The organism is Ornithinimicrobium sufpigmenti, from assembly GCF_004322775.1.
GTDB lineage: Bacteria > Actinomycetota > Actinomycetes > Actinomycetales > Dermatophilaceae > Ornithinicoccus > Ornithinicoccus sufpigmenti.
In genome coordinates this window covers 3639038-3655492 of record NZ_CP036403.1, presented here as the reverse complement: position 1 = coordinate 3655492, position 16455 = coordinate 3639038, and the positions used below count along the sequence as shown (strand labels likewise).

The 16455-nt window shown below is 70.7% G+C and carries 15 protein-coding genes and 1 riboswitch; of the genes, 10 read left to right on the top strand and 5 right to left on the bottom strand.

Annotated elements, in window-relative coordinates:
• Nucleotides 1-144: 144 nt before the first annotated feature.
• Together ESZ52_RS16830 and ESZ52_RS16825 are read right to left on the bottom strand one after the other, a co-directional pair.
• On the bottom strand, nucleotides 145-1086 hold the full coding sequence (locus ESZ52_RS16830; RefSeq protein ID WP_131105931.1) for a MurR/RpiR family transcriptional regulator: 942 nt from the start codon (nucleotides 1084-1086) through the stop codon (nucleotides 145-147).
• A gap of 49 nt (nucleotides 1087-1135) precedes the next feature.
• Nucleotides 1136-2467, bottom strand: coding sequence for an aminotransferase-like domain-containing protein (locus ESZ52_RS16825; protein WP_131105930.1), 1332 nt, complete (start codon nucleotides 2465-2467; stop codon nucleotides 1136-1138).
• Between the two features lie 89 nt (nucleotides 2468-2556).
• Here ESZ52_RS16825 and ESZ52_RS16820 point away from each other — a divergent pair, with 89 nt between their 5' ends.
• From ESZ52_RS16820 to ESZ52_RS16800, 5 genes are read left to right on the top strand one after another with little or no spacing between them, the layout of a single operon-like run.
• Nucleotides 2557-3522 (top strand): substrate-binding domain-containing protein, encoded by a 966-nt coding sequence (locus tag ESZ52_RS16820; RefSeq protein WP_131105929.1) that lies wholly within the window; start codon nucleotides 2557-2559, stop codon nucleotides 3520-3522.
• Nucleotides 3522-4322 carry a nitrilase-related carbon-nitrogen hydrolase gene (locus tag ESZ52_RS16815; protein WP_131105928.1) on the top strand — a complete coding sequence of 267 codons (801 nt, stop codon included), beginning with the start codon at nucleotides 3522-3524 and terminating at the stop codon, nucleotides 4320-4322. Before ESZ52_RS16820 ends, ESZ52_RS16815 begins: the two co-directional genes overlap by 1 nt.
• 38 nt (nucleotides 4323-4360) lie before the next feature.
• On the top strand, nucleotides 4361-5308 hold the full coding sequence (locus ESZ52_RS16810) for an ABC transporter substrate-binding protein (protein WP_131105927.1): 948 nt from the start codon (nucleotides 4361-4363) through the stop codon (nucleotides 5306-5308).
• The gene (locus tag ESZ52_RS16805; protein ID WP_131105926.1) at nucleotides 5308-6270 is read left to right on the top strand and encodes an amino acid ABC transporter permease; all 963 of its coding nucleotides are present in this window, start codon (nucleotides 5308-5310) and stop codon (nucleotides 6268-6270) included. The genes ESZ52_RS16810 and ESZ52_RS16805 overlap by 1 nt, the downstream gene beginning before the upstream one ends.
• Nucleotides 6267-7040 (top strand): amino acid ABC transporter ATP-binding protein, encoded by a 774-nt coding sequence (locus tag ESZ52_RS16800; protein ID WP_131105925.1) that lies wholly within the window; start codon nucleotides 6267-6269, stop codon nucleotides 7038-7040. Before ESZ52_RS16805 ends, ESZ52_RS16800 begins: the two co-directional genes overlap by 4 nt.
• Before the next feature lie 192 nt (nucleotides 7041-7232).
• Here the strand turns inward: ESZ52_RS16800 and ESZ52_RS16795 are convergent, their stop codons facing one another.
• A complete protein-coding gene (locus ESZ52_RS16795; protein ID WP_131105924.1) occupies nucleotides 7233-7664 on the bottom strand; it encodes an OsmC family peroxiredoxin in 432 nt (143 codons plus the stop codon).
• Nucleotides 7665-8089: 425 nt separating this feature from the next.
• Nucleotides 8090-8195, top strand: a riboswitch (TPP riboswitch).
• Between the two features lie 128 nt (nucleotides 8196-8323).
• Here ESZ52_RS16795 and ESZ52_RS16790 point away from each other — a divergent pair.
• Both ESZ52_RS16790 and ESZ52_RS16785 read left to right on the top strand, forming a co-directional pair.
• Nucleotides 8324-9880, top strand: coding sequence for an ABC transporter permease subunit (locus ESZ52_RS16790; RefSeq protein WP_181010049.1), 1557 nt, complete (start codon nucleotides 8324-8326; stop codon nucleotides 9878-9880).
• Nucleotides 9880-10866: an ABC transporter ATP-binding protein gene (locus tag ESZ52_RS16785; RefSeq protein WP_131105922.1), complete on the top strand. Its 987-nt coding sequence runs from the start codon at nucleotides 9880-9882 to the stop codon at nucleotides 10864-10866. Before ESZ52_RS16790 ends, ESZ52_RS16785 begins: the two co-directional genes overlap by 1 nt.
• Nucleotides 10867-10910: 44 nt before the next feature.
• Here ESZ52_RS16785 and ESZ52_RS16780 read toward each other — a convergent pair whose 3' ends face one another.
• Nucleotides 10911-11444, bottom strand: a complete 534-nt coding sequence (locus tag ESZ52_RS16780) for a hypothetical protein (protein WP_131105921.1) — start codon at nucleotides 11442-11444, stop codon at nucleotides 10911-10913.
• 589 nt (nucleotides 11445-12033) lie between these two features.
• Nucleotides 12034-12819 carry a thioesterase family protein gene (locus ESZ52_RS16775; protein WP_131105920.1) on the bottom strand — a complete coding sequence of 262 codons (786 nt, stop codon included), beginning with the start codon at nucleotides 12817-12819 and terminating at the stop codon, nucleotides 12034-12036.
• 24 nt (nucleotides 12820-12843) lie between these two features.
• Between ESZ52_RS16775 and ESZ52_RS16770 the strand changes: the two genes are divergently transcribed.
• From ESZ52_RS16770 to ESZ52_RS16760, 3 genes are all read left to right on the top strand, one after another.
• Complete coding sequence (locus tag ESZ52_RS16770; protein ID WP_186364087.1) at nucleotides 12844-13923, top strand: DUF2891 family protein; 1080 nt, start codon at nucleotides 12844-12846, stop codon at nucleotides 13921-13923.
• Nucleotides 13924-14006: 83 nt separating this feature from the next.
• Nucleotides 14007-15548, top strand: coding sequence for a sensor histidine kinase (locus tag ESZ52_RS16765; protein ID WP_131105918.1), 1542 nt, complete (start codon nucleotides 14007-14009; stop codon nucleotides 15546-15548).
• A 9-nt stretch (nucleotides 15549-15557) separates the two neighbouring features.
• The gene (locus ESZ52_RS16760; RefSeq protein WP_131105917.1) at nucleotides 15558-16241 is read left to right on the top strand and encodes a response regulator transcription factor; all 684 of its coding nucleotides are present in this window, start codon (nucleotides 15558-15560) and stop codon (nucleotides 16239-16241) included.
• Nucleotides 16242-16455: the final 214 nt, after the last annotated feature.

Below are 16455 nucleotides of genomic sequence, written 5' to 3'. Positions count from 1 at the left end.
CGGTGGCGAGCAAACCGTGTCCCCGGTGGCGAGCACAGCGTGTTCCCGGTGGGGAGCAAAGCGTGTCCCCGGTGGGGAGTAAACCGTGTCGCCGGTGGCGAGCAAAGCGTGTCGCCGGTGGCGAGCAAAGCGTGTCGCCGGTCGTCAGGGGACGGGCGGGGGCAAGGCGGACGGGGTATGCGGGTCGAGCCGCTCGCGCAGCCCTTCGAGCCGCTCGACGCGGCTCCGGCCGCGGTCGCCCAGCCGGTCGGTCACCGCGGCCACCAGCGCCTCGACCAGCGCGAAGGCGGGCACGAGGGAATCGAAGGGCGAGGGCGAGTCGACCCGGGTGGGCAGGACGGTGTCGGAGACCGCCGAGATCGGCGAGAGGAACGGGTCGGTGAGCAGCAGGATCTTGGCGCCGCCGCGGGCCGCCTCCTGCGCGAGCCGGACCGTGCTCGGGTCGTAGCGGCGGAAGTCGAAGGCGACGAGGAGGTCGTCCTTGGTGACGTCGCCGACCAGGGAGACCCGGGAGAACTCGTCGCCCGGCACGGTGCGGACCCCGGCGCGCAGCAGCTGCAGGTGGGCGACGAGGTACTCGGCCAGGACGTGGCTGAACCGGCCCCCGACGACATGCACGCGCACCCGCGCGGAGCAGAGCAGCTCGACGGCGTGCTCGAAGTCGCTGGTCGGGATGCCGTCGAAAGAAGAGTGGAGGGAGTCGACGAAGGTGGAGGCGACGTAGGGGAGCAGCTCTTCGCCGGAGGGCACGGCGCGCTTCTCGGCATACTGCTCCAGCGGCGAGCCCATCCGCGCGTGCACCTCGTGCATGAGCGCCCGCTGGAACGCGGCATACCCGCTGAACCCGAGGCGGGAGACGAAGCGGACCACCGTGGGTGCGCTCACCCCGGCCCGCTCGGCCAGCTCGGCCACGGTCTCCAGGCCGGCGACCGGGTATGCCGACAGCAGCGCCCGGGCGGCCTTGCGCTCGGCGTTCGTCAGCCGGCCCATCGCCTCGCGGGTCATGGCGGCGACGGAGGACCCGCCGGCCCCGCCCGCCTGGTGCTCGTCCGTCGTCGCTGGACTCGTCGGACTCGTTGGGCTCATGGGCCCATCCAACCCGGACGCGCAGCAGAAGGCGTGCCAGGGTGCCGGTTCACGGCTGCCGGTTCAGCGCCCGGACCGCGCGGTCGAGCACTGTCCACTCGGTGCCCTGCATCAGCGAGGTGGAGACGCGGATGAAGTCGGGGGCCTGGCCGGTGTAGAAGAGGTGGGCGCCCAGGCAGGAGACGCCGTTGGCGGCGAGGGTCACCACGGCGCGGCGCTCATTGCGGACGTGCAGCCAGACGTCGAGCAGGCCCTGACCGTGAGCGCGGTCGGCCAGGTCGAAGCGCTCGATGAAGGCCTGCCGGCGGCGGGCATACTCCCCGCGCGCCCGGTCCAGCGTCTGCCAGGCCACCGGATCGGTGAGCATCCTGGCCAGCGCGTCCTGCAGGATGCGGCTGGCCCACCGGGCGCCGAACTCCCAGAAACCGCTGAGCTGCTCGATCTCCCGCTCGCCGCCCTCGACGACGGCCAGGCGAAGGTCCGGGCCGTGCGATTTGGAGAAGGAGCGGACGAAGATCCGCCGCTGGTCGGGACGGCGCTCCGCCAGGGTGTGCAGGGGACGGTCCGTCAGCAGGCCGAGGCCGTCGTCCTCGATCGTCAACAGGGCGTGGTCCTGGATGAGGTCGGCGATCGCGTCGGCCCGCGCGGCGGAGAGCGCGTTGCCGTCCGGGTTGTGCACGCCGGGCTGCAGGACCATGACCGTGGGCTTGCGGGCCAGGGCCCGCTCGAGGTCGTCGAGCCGCACGCCCTCCGCGTCGCGCCGGACCGGCAGCAGCCGGGCGCCGACGTGCTCGACCGAGTCGAGGAGCCGGGGCGGCGAGGGCTCCTCGACGATGACGTTGTCCCCGGGCCGGACGAAGGTGCGCAAGGCCATGAGCAGCCCCTCGTAGCCGCTGCTGAGGGCGGCGAGGGTGTCGGCGGGGTAGGGCCAGTGCTGGCGCGCGGCCGACTCCAGCGGGGCGTGGATCGGGACCCGCTTGTACTGGTGCAGGCCGGCGATCTCGTGCGGCCGCAGGTAGCGGGTCAGGTCGGGCAGCAGGGCGGGATCGGGGACGGAGAGGCCCAGGTCCAGCACCGCGCTCTCCGCGTCGGTGAACTCCGAGGAGTAGCGGCGGGGGTGGGGCGCCTGCGGGCCGAGTACCCGGGTGCCCGCCCGGCCACGACTTTCGACCGACCCGAAACGCTTCAAGGAGGTCCACGCCGCCGAGACCGTCGCGGGGCTGACGCGCAGGTGGACCGCCAGCTCGCGCACGCTGGGCAGACGTGTCCCCACCTGCAGCTCTCCGGTGTTGATCAGCTGCGAGACCTCACTGGCGATCCCGCTGGCGCTGCGGTCCTGGACCTGTCGCGCCAGCCATTCCGCAGTCACCTCGTCGCTCATGGCCGGTAATGTACAGGAACATATGTGGTTGCGTTACTCGCCAGGCTGAACATAACGTCGATCGGTATCCAAGACGAGGAGGACCTCACATGAGGACCATCAGGTTGGCGATGCGCGACTGGGCCTGGCTGACGCCACTGGCACTCGGCGAGGTGGACACCACGCCCCTGGCCCAGGCAGGGGCCGAGCTGGAGCTCGAGCGGGTGCAGACGCTGCCCGGCGCCGACGCCGACGGCCGCTTCGAGCTCGCCGAGGCATCGCTCAGCCGGTTCGTGCTGGACACCGCTGCCGCCACCACCACCCGGTATGCCGTCCCGTTCTTCGCCATGCAGGCCTTCCGCAGCCGCTGCGTCCTGGTCCGCCGGGACTCCGGCAGCCGGTCCGCGGGCGACCTGGCCGGCGGCCGGGTCGGGCTGACCGGCTGGCACGACAGCGGCAACATCTGGACCCGCGACGCGCTGCGTCACGACGGGCTCGACACCGACGGCGTGCAGTGGCGCGTCGGCCAGCTGACCGGCGGGGCGAAGCCCTACGACCGGCTCGGGCCCGGACGGGACCGGACCGACGTGGAGGAGATCGAGGAGGGCGCGACCCTGGTCGACCTGCTGCTCGCCGGTGACCTCGACGCCGTCCTCACCCCGTTCATGCCGCCGCAGGCCTACGGCCCCGACGCGGCGATCCGGCCGCTCTACGGCTCCTCCGCCGAGCCCGAGCTGGCCTACTACGCCGACCGGGGCTACGTCCCGGGGATCCACATCCTCACCGCGGCGCCCGAGGTCCCGGTCGAGATCGCCCGTGCGGTGGTCGACGTCCTGGTGTCCTCCCGGGCAGAGTGGACGCACCGGCGCAGCCGGATGCTGGACGAGCCCGCCCTGGGTGCCGACACCGCATACCAGCAGCAGAAGCGCCACCTGCGCCCCGGATGGGACGCAGCGTCCCTGCAGATGCACCGATCGATGGTCGAGGACTTCCTCGAGCTGCAGGTCCACGACGGCATCGCCGCGAGCGCGCCGTCCATCGAAACCCTCTTCACCAAGACCCAGGACTGGAAGTGATGACCGTGAAGGTCGCCGTAGCACAGATGCGTGTCGCCAAGGAGCCGGACGCCAACCTCGAGGCGATCGGGCGGTTCGCCGAGCAGGCCGCCGCCGGGGGAGCCAGGCTTCTGGTCCTGCCCGAGGGCCTCATCTCCCGGGACGCCCAGGACCCCAACGCCACCCAGACCGGCGCCCAGGCCGCCGACGGGCCGTTCGTCCGCGGCCTGCAGGAGATCTCCCAGGAGCACGGCGTCGCGCTGGCCGGCACCGTCCACCTGAAGGAGGACGCGGACGCCGTCAAGGTGCTCAACTCCTTCCTCGTCGTTGACGACGGCGAGGTGGTGGAGCGCTACGACAAGCTGCACCTGTACGACGCCTTCGCCGACAAGGAGTCGGACAAGGTCATCCCCGGCAACGACCTCCCCCCGGTCGTCGAGCTCGACGGCGTGCGGTTCGGGCTCGCCACCTGCTACGACCTGCGCTTCCCGGAGCACTCCCGCCACCTGGCGCTCGCCGGTGCCCAGGTGATCCTGGTCCCCGCCGCCTGGGTGCGTGGCCCGATGAAGGAGCACCACTGGATGACGCTGTGCACTGCGCGCGCGCTGGACAACACGGTCTACGTCGTGGGCAGCGGGGAGATTTCCCAGCGCAACGTCGGCATGAGCTGCGTCGTGGACCCCATGGGCCGCGTGGTCTCCGCCGCCGCCGAGGACGAGGCGCTGATCTTCGCCGACATCGACACCCAGCGGGTCGACGACGTCCGCGCCAAGCTCCCCGTCCTGGCCAACATGCGCTTCGCGCCCCCCTCCCTCAGCTGAACTCAACGTCTGACCCTTTCCCCTCGAGGAGCACTGCCATGAAGAGCACGAAGAACACCCTGCGGTTCGGCGCCCTGCTGACGGCCGCCACCCTGACCCTGGCCGCCTGCGGCTCCGACCCTGTCGAGGTCGACACCGACGGCGGCGAGGAGGTCGAGGCCAGCGGGTCCGTCCTCGACGAGATCGACCAGGCCGAGGTCGACCGCATCCGCGAGATGCTGCCCGCCGAGTATGCCGAGGCGGGCGAGATCACCGCGGTCAACTCCGGCTCCTTCCCCCCGTACACGATCGTGCACGAGGGCGGGAACGTCGAGGGCGCCAGCGCCGAGCTCGCCGACGCCGTCGGTGAGATCTGGGGCATCGAGATGAACCACGTCACCGCCGACGGGCTGTCCTCCATCCTGACCGGTATGTCGTCCGGCCGCTTCGACTTCGCCTTCGGCCCCGTCGGTGACTTCAAGGAGCGCCAGGAGCAGAACGACTTCGTCGACTACGTCCAGGAGTTCGTCGTCTTCGCCGTGGAGAACGGCAACCCCAACGACATCCAGGCGCTGGAGGACACCTGCGGCCTGAAGATCGCCGTGCAGGCCGGCGGCAGCGCCGAGCGGGTCATCCAGGAGCAGTCCCAGACCTGCGAGGACGAGGGTGAGCCGGCGGTCGAGGTGATGAGCTTCAAGGACCAGCCGCAGTCCATCCTCGCCGTGCGCTCCGGTCGCGCCGACGCCTTCTTCTCCTCGCAGGCGCCGCTGACCTACTTCGTCGAGCAGGCCGAGGGTGAGCTGGAGCTGGCCGCCACGGGTCAGGACAACGGCTTCGACACGCTCTACCAGGGCGCGGTCGTCGCCAAGGACTCCGAGCTCGGGCCCTTGCTCATGGAGACCCTGACGGTGCTCTTCGAGTCGGGCGCCTACGAGGAGATCATGACCAAGTGGAACCTCGGTGACAACATGATCGAGGAGCCCGGCATGAACCTGGCGACGTCGTGATGACCAGCCCGACCGATACGGCCACCACTCGGGTGGACGTCGCGCACGCCAAGACCCACCCGAACTGGGGCCAGTGGGCCACCCGCGCCGTCGTGCTGCTGCTGGTCGCCATGCTGGTGCACCAGCTGATCACCAACCCCAACTTCGAGTGGGACGTCGTGGGCGAGTGGCTCTTCGCCCCCTCGATCATGCGGGCCCTGTGGACCACGCTCTGGTTGGCGACGGTCTCCATGCTGATCGGCATGGTCCTCGGGGTGATCTTCGCCGTGATGAAGATGTCCAACAACCGCCTGCTGCGCGCGGTCGCGGACGCCTACCTCTGGTTCTTCCGGGGCACGCCGCTGCTGGTGCAACTGATCTTCTGGTTCAACCTGGCGGCGCTGCTGCCCACCCTGAGCATCGGCATACCCTTCGGCGGCCCGGACCTGGTGAGCTGGGAGACGAACGACCTCATCACGCCCCTGACCGCGGCGATCCTCGGGCTGAGCCTCAACGAGGGCGCCTACATGGCCGAGGTGATCCGCGGCGGGCTGCTGTCCGTCGGGCGGGGCCAGCGCGAGGCGGCGAAGGCCTACGGCATGACCGAGACGACGGCGCTGCGCCGGGTCGTGCTGCCGCAGGCGATGCGGTCGATCATCCCGCCCACGGGCAACCAGCTGATCAGCATGGTCAAGGCCACCGCCATGGTGTCGGTGATCGCGATGCACGACCTGCTGTACACCGTGCAGGCCGTCTACAACCGGACCTTCCAGACCATCCCGCTGCTGCTGGTGGCGGTCATCTGGTACCTGGTCGTGGTGTCGATCCTGAGCTTCGTCCAGCACCACGTCGAGAACTACTACGGCAAGAGCGACATCGCCACGCGGGGAACCAGCAAGAAGAAGGCCAAGGGTCGCAACGGCGACGCCGACGGCATCGACGAGGACCCGGCCATCGTCCCGCAGGTTCAGGAGCGCACATGAAGAGCACCAACGAGATCCTCGTCCGCGCCGAGGACGTCCACAAGAGCTTCGGCGACCTGGAGGTGCTCAAGGGCATCAACCTGGACGTCCACCGCGGCGAGGTCATCGTCATCCTGGGCCCGTCCGGGTCGGGTAAGTCCACCTTCCTGAGGTGCATCAACAACCTCGAGGAGATGGACAGCGGCTCGATCTGCGTCGACGGGGTCTACATCGGGTACGAGATGAAGAACGGCGAGCTGTACAAGGCCAGCTCGAAGGTCGCCGCCCAGCAGCGCGGCCAGGTCGGCATGGTCTTCCAGCAGTTCAACCTGTTCCCGCACATGACCGTCATGGAGAACCTCATCGAGGCTCCCACGGTCGTCCACGGGGTCTCCCGGCGCGAGGCCGAGGAGCGGGCCCGGCGGCTGCTGGGCATCGTCGGCCTCGCCGACCGCGAGGGCTCCTACCCCGGCCAGCTCTCCGGCGGGCAGCAGCAGCGCGTCGCCATCGCCCGCGCGCTGGCCATCGAGCCCACGCTGCTGCTCTTCGACGAGCCGACGAGCGCGCTCGACCCCGAGCTGGTGGGGGAGGTGCTGTCCACCATGCAGGACCTCGCCGAGCGCGGCCACACCATGGTCGTGGTCACGCACGAGATCACCTTCGCCAAGGCCGCGGCCGACCGGGTCTTCTTCATGGACGGCGGTGTCGTGGTCGAGTCCGGCCCGCCCGACCAGGTCCTGGAGAACCCGCAGGAGCAGCGCACCAAGGAGTTCTTCGCGCGCTTCCTGTAGGCGAACGACGGTGGGCGCAACGACGGTGGGCGCAACCGACGGTGGGTGCAACCGCGGTGGGCGCAACCGAAGGGCCCGGTCAGCCGGCGAGGCATGAGCCTCCCGGCGGGCCGGGCCCTTGTCGTTGTGGTGGCCTGGAACAGGCCGAACTGGCGTCGTGCGCGGGTCAGCTCAGACTGGCGTGTGCGTGACTCAGCCCAGACTGGCGTCGAGGGTGATCTCGACACTCTTGAGCGCCTGGCTCACGGGGCAGTTCTCCTTCGCGCCCTGGGCGAGCTTCTGGAACGTCTCCTCGTCGAGGCCCTCGGCCGTGACCTGCGTGGTCAGGTGGATGCCGGTGATGCCGGTGCCGGCGACGAAGGTCACCTCGGCGCTGGTCCGCACCTCGGTGGGCGGGGTGTCGTTCTTCTTCATCTCGTTGGAGAAGGCCATCGAGAAGCAGGTCGCGTGGGCCGCGGCGAGCAGCTCCTCCGGCGTCGTCGTGGTGTCCGAGCCCTCGGCGCGGGCGTTCCACTCAACCGGGAAGGACGCCGCTCCCGAGCTGTCGAGGGTGGTGGTGCCGCTGCCGGTGAACAGCTCACCGTTCCAGACGGTGCTGGCCTTGCTGACTACGGGGTTGGGCATGAGGTGCTCCTGGTCGTCGTGATCGTCGTCGTGCGGTGCCGGATCGCGAAGGCACCTGCTGGCACCGTAGCGCGGCCCCGCCCCACCCGCTTCGCCCTGGTTGCGTCTTCCTCCTGATTGCGTCTCGCGCGGCGACGTCTCGCGCGGCGACGTCTCGCGTCGCTTCGCCGGCGTTTCGCGCGCCGAAGTCTCGCCTCGCGTCGCCGACGAGGCCGCCGACTCTCCCCGCACAACCTTGATCCCAGGTTGTGCCGAGGAGGCAACGTGCGGCGGGGTGATCCCTCCGCACAACCTCGATTCCATCCCTTTGCACAACCTTGATCCCAGGTTGAGTCGAGGAGGCAACGCGCGGCGGGGTGATCCCTCAGCGCAACCTTGATCCCAGGTTGTGCGCACTCCGCTGACCCACCGGCCTGTAGGCTGGCCCGGTACGACAGGGGAGCGCGAGTGCGCTGAGAGTGCGGCAGCTGGCCGCAGACCCTTGAACCTGCTCCGGTTAGCACCGGCGAAGGAAGTCGAAGGAGGCGGCGGCCATCTGGGCTCGTCTAGGTCGGGGTGCACGCTCTGCGCACCTCACCGGCCCGGGACTCGCCCTGGGGCTGGTCGCCCTGCTGCCGTTAGCCTTCCTGGCGATCTTCTTCGTGCTCCCGGTCGGCGGCATGCTGGCCCGCGGCTTCTTCCCCGACGGCCAGCTCGACCTGTCCGCCGTGCCGGAGGTGCTGTCCCGGCGGCGTACCCTCCGGGTGCTCGCCTTCACCCTGGTCAGCGCGTCGGCGGGCACCGTACTGACGCTCCTGGCGGGGCTGCCGGTCGCGTTCGTGCTCTACCGGCTGCGCTTTCCCGGCCGGGCGCTCCTCCGGGCGGTCGTGGTGATGCCGTTCGTGCTGCCGACCGTGGTGGTCGGCGTCATGTTCCGCTCCCTGCTCTCCTCCGGCGGGCCGCTCGGGTGGCTCGGCTGGGACGGCACCTGGGTGCCGATCCTGATGGCGTTCGTCTTCTTCAACCTGGCCGTGGTCGTGCGTACGGTCGGCGGGATGTGGGAGGGCCTGGACCGGCGGGCCGAGGAGTCCGCCGCCGCCCTGGGCGCCAACCCCTGGCAGGTATGGCGCACCGTCACCCTGCCCGTCCTGGCGCCGGCGGTCATCTCCGCCGCCACCTTGGTCTTCCTCTTCTGCTCCACCGCCTTCGGGGTCGTGCTCACCCTCGGCGGTCTGCGCTACGGCACCATCGAGACCGAGATCTATCTGCTGACCGTCAACTTCCTCGACCTGCAGGGCGCGGCAGTGCTCTCCGTGCTGCAGCTGCTCGCCGTCGTGGTGATGCTGGTCATCGCCGCCCGCACCCGGGGCCGGCGCGAGCAGAGCCTGCAGCGGGTCGGCGCCCGAGCGGCAGCGCGCCCGGTGCGGCGGCACGACATACCCACCCTGGTGGTGACCGGGCTGGTGGTGGCGTTCGTGCTCCTGCCCGTCGGCTCCCTGGTCGTGCGCTCGCTGCAGGTGGGGGACGGTTGGGGTCTGGGGCACTACCGGGCGCTCACCGATCCGGACGCGACCCAGGCGCTGCGGGTGAGCGTGACCGAGGCGATGGGCAACTCACTGCGCTCGGCCGTCGACGCCACCGTGCTGGCGATGGTGCTCGGGCTCGTGGTGGCGGTGCTCGTGTCCCGGCGGCCGAGAGCGAGGGCATGGCGGCGGGTGGTGTCCGGGCTGGACGGAGCGTTCATGCTGCCGCTGGGGATCTCCGCGGTGACAGTCGGCTTCGGCTTCCTCATCACCCTGGACCGGCCGCCGCTGGACCTGCGCACCTCGCCGGTGCTCGTGCCGATCGCGCAGGCGATGGTGGCGCTGCCGCTCGTGGTGCGGACCCTGACGCCGGTGCTGCGCTCGGTGGACCCGCGGCAGCGAGAGGCGGCAGCGGCACTGGGTGCCGGGCCGTGGCGGGCGGCGTGGACCGCGGAGGGGCCGGTGCTGACCAAGCCGCTGCTGGCGGCGACGGGTTTCGCGTTCGCGGTGTCGCTGGGTGAGTTCGGGGCCACCGCCTTCCTGGCCCGCCCGGACCGGCCGACCGTGCCGGTCGTCATCTACCAGTTGATCTCCCGCCCGGGGGCCGACCACGTCGGCATGGCGCTCGCCGCGAGCGTCCTGCTGGCGCTGGTGACGGTGACCGTGATGGGCGTGGTCGAGCGGCTGCGAGTCGGATCGGTAGGTTCCTTCTGATGCTCGAGCTCAGTGAATTGACCGTGCGCTTCGGCGAGACGACCGCGGTCGATGACGTCTCCTTGACCCTGGAGGAGGGCCAGGTGCTGGCCGTGCTGGGCCCGTCGGGGTGCGGGAAGTCGACCCTGCTGCGGGCGGTCGCCGGGCTGGAGCGGCTCGACGGGGGTCGCATCGTCTGGCAGGGGCGTGACCTGGCAGGCGTGCCGACGCACCGGCGCGGTTTCGCCCTGATGTTCCAGGACGGGCAGCTCTTCGCCCACGCGTCCGTCGCCGAGAACATCGCCTACTCCCTGCGGCTGCGTGGCGTCGGTCGCGCGCAGCGTGCGTCGCGGGCGGCGGAGCTGCTGGAGCTGGTCGGGCTGCCGGGGTATGCCGACCGTCGGCCGACTACCCTCTCCGGCGGCGAGCAGCAGCGGGTGGCGCTCGCGCGGGCCCTGGCGGCGGAGCCGGCGTTACTGCTGCTCGACGAGCCGCTGTCGGCGCTGGACCGCTCGCTCCGGGAGCGGCTGGCCGGCGACCTGCGGGAAATCCTCACGACGACGGGCACGACCGCGGTCATGGTGACCCACGACCACGACGAGGCCTTCACCGTCGCCGACCGGATGGCCGTGATGCTCGCCGGGGAGGTCGTCCAGGAGGGCCCGACGACCGAGGTCTGGGGAGCGCCCGGCACACCGGAGGTCGCGTCGTTCATCGGGTTCAGCACCATCTTGTCGCCGGAGCAGGCCCGCCGGCTGGGTGAGCGGGTGGCTCTCGACGGCCCGCCGGACGGTCGGCTGGCGCTGCGGCGCAGCGCCCTGCGGGTCGCCCCGGACGGGCCGGTGACGGCACAGGTCCTACGCGCGGTGACCGTGAGCGACGCCGTCCACCTGGATGTCCGGATCGACGGTCTGGGCACCGTCGAGGCACTCGGGGACGAGGTCGGGCTCGCGGCGGGAGATGCGGTGCGCCTCGACTTCGATGACCGCGGCGTCGCCTGGCTCTGAGGTGGGGTCATCCACCTGCTGCTTGCCTGCCTGGCGGCAGCGACCTACTGGTCGATGATGCCGCTGGAGCCGCTCGGGGCGGGTGCACTCGGGTTGGCGCAGTAGCTGAAGGTCTTGTTGCGACCGGAGTGGTAGCTCGCGCGCTCACCGTTGACCTGGAGGATGAGCTGGTGCCCGGGGACCAGTGCCTGGGTGTAGTGCATCCCTGGTTGCGGGCACCCCAGGCTGCCGTCGGTCCAGGTGACGTCCGCGAAACCGACGACCTCGACCTCGTCCTCGCTGACCTGGCGCCGTTCGGCCTCCGCGGCGATGGCCGCCTTGACCTCCTCACGCTCCAGGACGGAAGGGTCGACCGGGCCGGAGGGCAGGGAGTCGTCAGGGGTGGGCTGGGGGATCCGGGTAGGGGTGGGGCGGGCGTCGTCCGTCAAGGTGGGCTCCTCAGGAGTGATGATCTCTGCGTCGGTGATGGTGGGGCTGTCCGCGGCGCCACCGTCGTCGGTCTCCGTGCCGCAGGCGGTGAGCAGGACGCTCAGCCCCGCCACGGCGATCAGGTATCCCGTCCGTGCGGGTCGGCTCATCGTCGATCACCTTCCGTAGAGTCTCGGTCAGTCTAGGAGAGGGGCAGCCAACGGGCCTTGCCCAACGGCCAGAACACGTGGAAAGGTCCCGCAGGACACGTCATAAGGCGCCACCGAACACGCGAGAAGGCCCCTCAGGACACGTGAAAGGGCGCCACCGAATACGCGAGAAGGCCCACTGAACGCGAGAAAAGGCGCCACGGAACGCGTCCGGGGGGGCGGGACAGAGCACGAGGACGAGGCGACCTCGCATGGGCTGGAGAACGGCGTGCTCACTCGGGCCATCTCGCGTGCTCTGTCAGGCCCTTCGGCGTGTTCTGTCGCGCCGTTTCACGTGTCCTGTCGGGCCCTTGGGCGTGTTCTGTGCGGAACAGAAGGAGTGGGGCGCCGGGCCCCTGCACCGGCACCCCACCCTCCTGCAACCCCTCTGTCCCGCCGAAGCGGCCTCCCCGTGACGGGCGTCGGCTGTCCCGAACCGACACTACGTAGACGTCGCGACCTGCCAGATCGTTGCTCCGGTTTCGCGTGATCTGTGTCACATTGCTGCAAGCCGGCCGTCGACGGGGTCAGCGCGTCGCCGGGCAGGCGGTCACTTCCCGATCGGCCGGAGCGTCAGACACTGCGCCAGCGTGCCCACCGGTCCGTGCTCGTCGTGCACGACGGACGAGGTCTCGCCGACGCCGCTCGGACCGAAGTAGACCTTGGTGTCCAGGCCGAGCCATCGCCCCTCGGGGGCGCGGTGCAGGTGCAGGGTGAGGTCCACGTTGGGAAACATCCACTCCCGGGGATCCTTGCGGACCGCCGTGCCGTTGGCGGTGTCGAGCAGCCCGACCCATGCCGCCAGGGCAGACACCGGCTCCCCGGCGACCAGGTCCACCGGTGTGCGGACCCAGGTCCGGCCCCGGCCGGACTCGTTGCCGGGAGAGCGGAACTCCAGGCTCTTGATGAACCCACCGCCCCAGTGCAGCATCCCGTCCCAGACGGGCAGCTCGTCCGGCGTCGGCATCGGGGGCCCCTCCGGCTCCGGCGCCCCGGCGACGTCGCTGGTGTCGCCGCGGACCAGCCGCCACGCAGTGGCACGCACCGTGTCGCGGTCGTCGATCCGCGCGGTGGCCTCGAGCAGCTCGATGGTCCGTCCCGGTCGCAGCACACGGGTGGTCACGGTGGTCTCGGCCCGGCGGATGAAGCCCAGGATGTCGACGCTGATCCGTGCCCACTGCAGGTCATCGCGCGGGTGGTTCAGCTCCAGGGCGTGCAGAAGCAGCCCAATCACCGGGGCCACGTGCTGCTCCTCGGGCGACCATGCGCCCTGCACGTGGAGGGTCGGCTGGTAGCGCCCGTCGCCCCGGGCCTCGAAGTAGTGCTCCCGCGTCATGGCCGCGAGTGTAGTAATGGAGGGGTGAACCCCCAGACCCCGCCGACGGCGCCGCCGTCCACCGCAAACCTCAATGCCTGGAGCCGGATCGCTCGCCAGGTGATCGGCACGCCATACCCCTGGGCGCCGGGGCACGTCGTCACCGGCCCGGAGGACACCCGGGTCGTGCCGCACGAGCTGCACCCCGCTTTCCACGGCGCCCTGGACTGGCACTCGTGCGTGCACATGCACTGGTCGCTGGCCACGCTGCTGCTCCGGCACGGCGCCGCGCTCGACCCGGCCGAGCGGCAGGCGGCTGGCGTGCTGCTGGCGGAGCGGCTGACCCCGGCGCACCTCGCTGTGGAGGTCGCCTACCTGCGTGAGCGCCCCTCCTTCGAGCGGCCCTACGGGTGGGCCTGGGCGGCGCAGCTGGCGGCCACGGTGCAGGAGCTGGCCGACGCAATACCCCATCGAGGCGGCGGCACCGTCGTGGGAAGCGACGCCCGCACCTGGGCCGAGGCCCTCGCACCGTTGGGTGAGGTGGTGGGCGACCATGTCCTGGACTGGCTGCCCCGGCAGGCCTACCCCGTCCGGCACGGCAAGCACCAGAACGACGCCTTCGCCCTGCTCCTCCTGATGGACGCCTACGCGCGGCTCGGTCGGGGCGATGTGGTGGAGGTATGTCGGTCCCGTGCGCTGGACTGGTTCGCACAGGACGAGGGGGCGAGCACGGACGACGAGCCGGGGGGCTCGGACTTTCTCTCGCCGGCGCTGACCGAGGCGCTGCTGATGACGCGGCTGCTGCCGCAGGAGGAGGTGAGGCCATGGCCGGGGAGGTTCCTGCCAGGGCTGGGGGAGGGCGCGCACGAGCACCTCCTGGTGCCGCCGACGGTGCTGGACCCGACCGACGGCCAAGGTGCGCACCTGCTCGGTCTGGCGCTGTCGCGCGCCTGGGCACTGAGGGGGCTGGCAGGATGGCTAGCCGGACCCGCCGCCGACCGGCTGCGGGAGTCTGCCCGCCACCAGGAGGACGTCGTGCTCGACCACATCACCGACGGGCACTTCATGGCGACCCACTGGCTGGTCTCGTTCGCGCTGCTGGCTCAGGGGGAGGGGCCGCGGTGAGACGCGGCCCAGCGGGACGCTTATGAGGTGCCTTCCTTGGTGAGCTGGCGCGGGCCGCGGGTGCCGTCCGTGGGGTGGCTCACGTGAGCCCGCACCGCGAGGACGAGGAGCCCCGGCCGCCCGCGGGCTTCCTGGGTCGCACGGTGCGCCAGCGGCTGATGGTCATCATCACGCTCATCCTCGGGCTGACGCTGCTGCTCACCGGCGTGCTGACCTTCGCGGTGCAGTACGCCACCGTCTCCGAACGGGTGGACCGCGACCTCGACCAGGAGATCGAGGAGCTGACCCAGCTGGCGCAGAGCGGGCCTGAGCGGGACGGCAGGGCCTACGACAACGCCGGCGAGCTCTTCTACGACTTCATCAGCATCGCGGTCGCCGGGGAGGACGAGGCCTTCCTCGGCATGCTGGAGGGCGCGCAGCCCGTCTACAGCGGTGGGACAGGACGGTCGTTCGACCCGACCGACCCGGAGATCCTCGAGGCGGTCAGCGCACTGGACATCGGCCCAGGGCGGGCCCAAACCTGGACGATGCGCACCCAGGGCACCACCTTGCGCCTCCTCGTGGCCGACGTCCAGCTGCCGGGAGAGGATCGGCAGGCGCAGTTCGTCGTCCTCAACGACCTCGGCAGCCAGCGCGCCATGGTGAACCGGCAGGTACTCACCTACACCGGGGTTTCCATCCTCATGCTGCTGGCCGGTGGCGCGGTCGCCCACGTGGCGCTGGGTCGGTTGCTCCGTCCGCTGCAGGCGCTGAGGGACGCCACCGCTCAGATCCACCCGGAGGACCTGTCGATGCGGGTGGACGTCAACACGGCCGAGAACACCGACGTGGCCGAGCTCGCGATCCGGTTCAACCAGATGCTGGACCGCATCGAGGACGGCGTGCGCCAGCAGCGTCAGTTCCTGGACGATGCCGCACACGAGCTGCGCACGCCCCTGACCATCCTGCGCGGCAACACCGAGCTGCTCCAGCCGGACGACCCCGAGGACGTGGCCACGACCAGGGTCCTGCTGCTGGACGAGCTGGACCGTATGCAGCGCCTGGTCGACGACCTGCTCATCCTGGCCCGGGCCCAGCGTCCCGACTTCATCCGCCGCTCCCCGACCGAGCTCGCCGAGCTGGCCGTGGAGTGCATGGACCGGATGACCACGCTCGGCGAGCGTCAGTGGCGGCTGACCGCCGACGCCGAGGGTGAGGTGCTCGTCGACCGACAGCGGCTCATCCAGGCGCTCCTCCAGCTCGCGGCCAACGCGGTGAAGTTCAGCGAGCCCGGTTCGATCGTCGAGCTGGGCACCGCGCTCGTCCCCGGCGACGACCCGCGGGTGCCCGACGCCGTCGCGGCCGGTGCCGCGGAGGCCCCGGAGTACATCACCCTGTCCGTGACCGACCAGGGGCGCGGCATACCGGAGAGTCAGCTGGAGCGGGTCTTCGACCGCTTCGGCCGTGGGGACAACAGCGTGAACGTCGAGGGCAGCGGTCTGGGACTGGCCATCGTCAAGGCGATCGTCGAGGCGCACGGTGGCTCGGTCGTCGTGGAGTCCACGGAAGGGATCGGCTCCCGGTTCACGCTCTGGCTGCCGACCGACCCTCCGGAGGAGCCCCAGCACTCCGACGTGGCCGAGTAGCCTGCGGGCATGGCGCACATCCTGATCGCTGAGGACGAGGAGGGCATCGCTCGGATCATCGAGCGAGGTCTGCGCGCTGAGGGGCACCGCACCACGGTGGTCGCCGACGGGTTGGCCGCGCTGGAGGCCGCGACAGTCGGCGACATCGACCTACTCATTCTCGACGTCGGCCTGCCCAAGATGGACGGGTTCACTGTGCTGCGCATGCTGCGGACCATGGAGGAGCCGGTCCCGGTGATCATGTGCACCGCCCGCGACTCGGTGGAGGACACGGTCCACGGCCTTGACTGGGGCGCGGAGGACTACATCGCCAAGCCGTTCCGGGTCGAGGAGCTCGTCGCCCGAGTCCGGCTGCGGCTCCGACAGCACGCCGACATGCAGGGCGGCGCTGGAGGTCAGGTCGACGACGGGGTCCTCAGCGCCGGCGGCGTCGTGCTCGATCCTGGGGCCCGGACGGTCACCGTCGACGACACCCCGGTCGAGCTGTCGACGCGCGAGTTCGAGCTGGCCAAGGCGCTGATGTCCCACTCTGGTCAGACCTTGTCGCGCGAACAGCTGCTCGACCGGGTCTGGGGGTATGAGGTGACCGGCACCTCCAACGTCGTCGACGTCTACATCCGCTACCTGCGTGCCAAGCTCGGCGCCGAGCGCATTGTCACGGTGCGCGGGATCGGCTACCGCTTCGTGACCTGAGTCATCTTCCGGCCCGGCGGCAGGCTTTCCCTCTGAGCGGCACCACGTTCGCCGCAGACCGTGTCGCCGGTGGGGCGCAGACCGTGTCGCCGGTCGGGGCTGGGCGTGACGGATGAGAGAGCTCTCATCGCTCTGTCATCCACCCCTCATCCGGGTGCAGTTCACTCAATCTTCATCGGCCGCCGGTCCCGGCGGCCCTGGATGAGGAAGGACG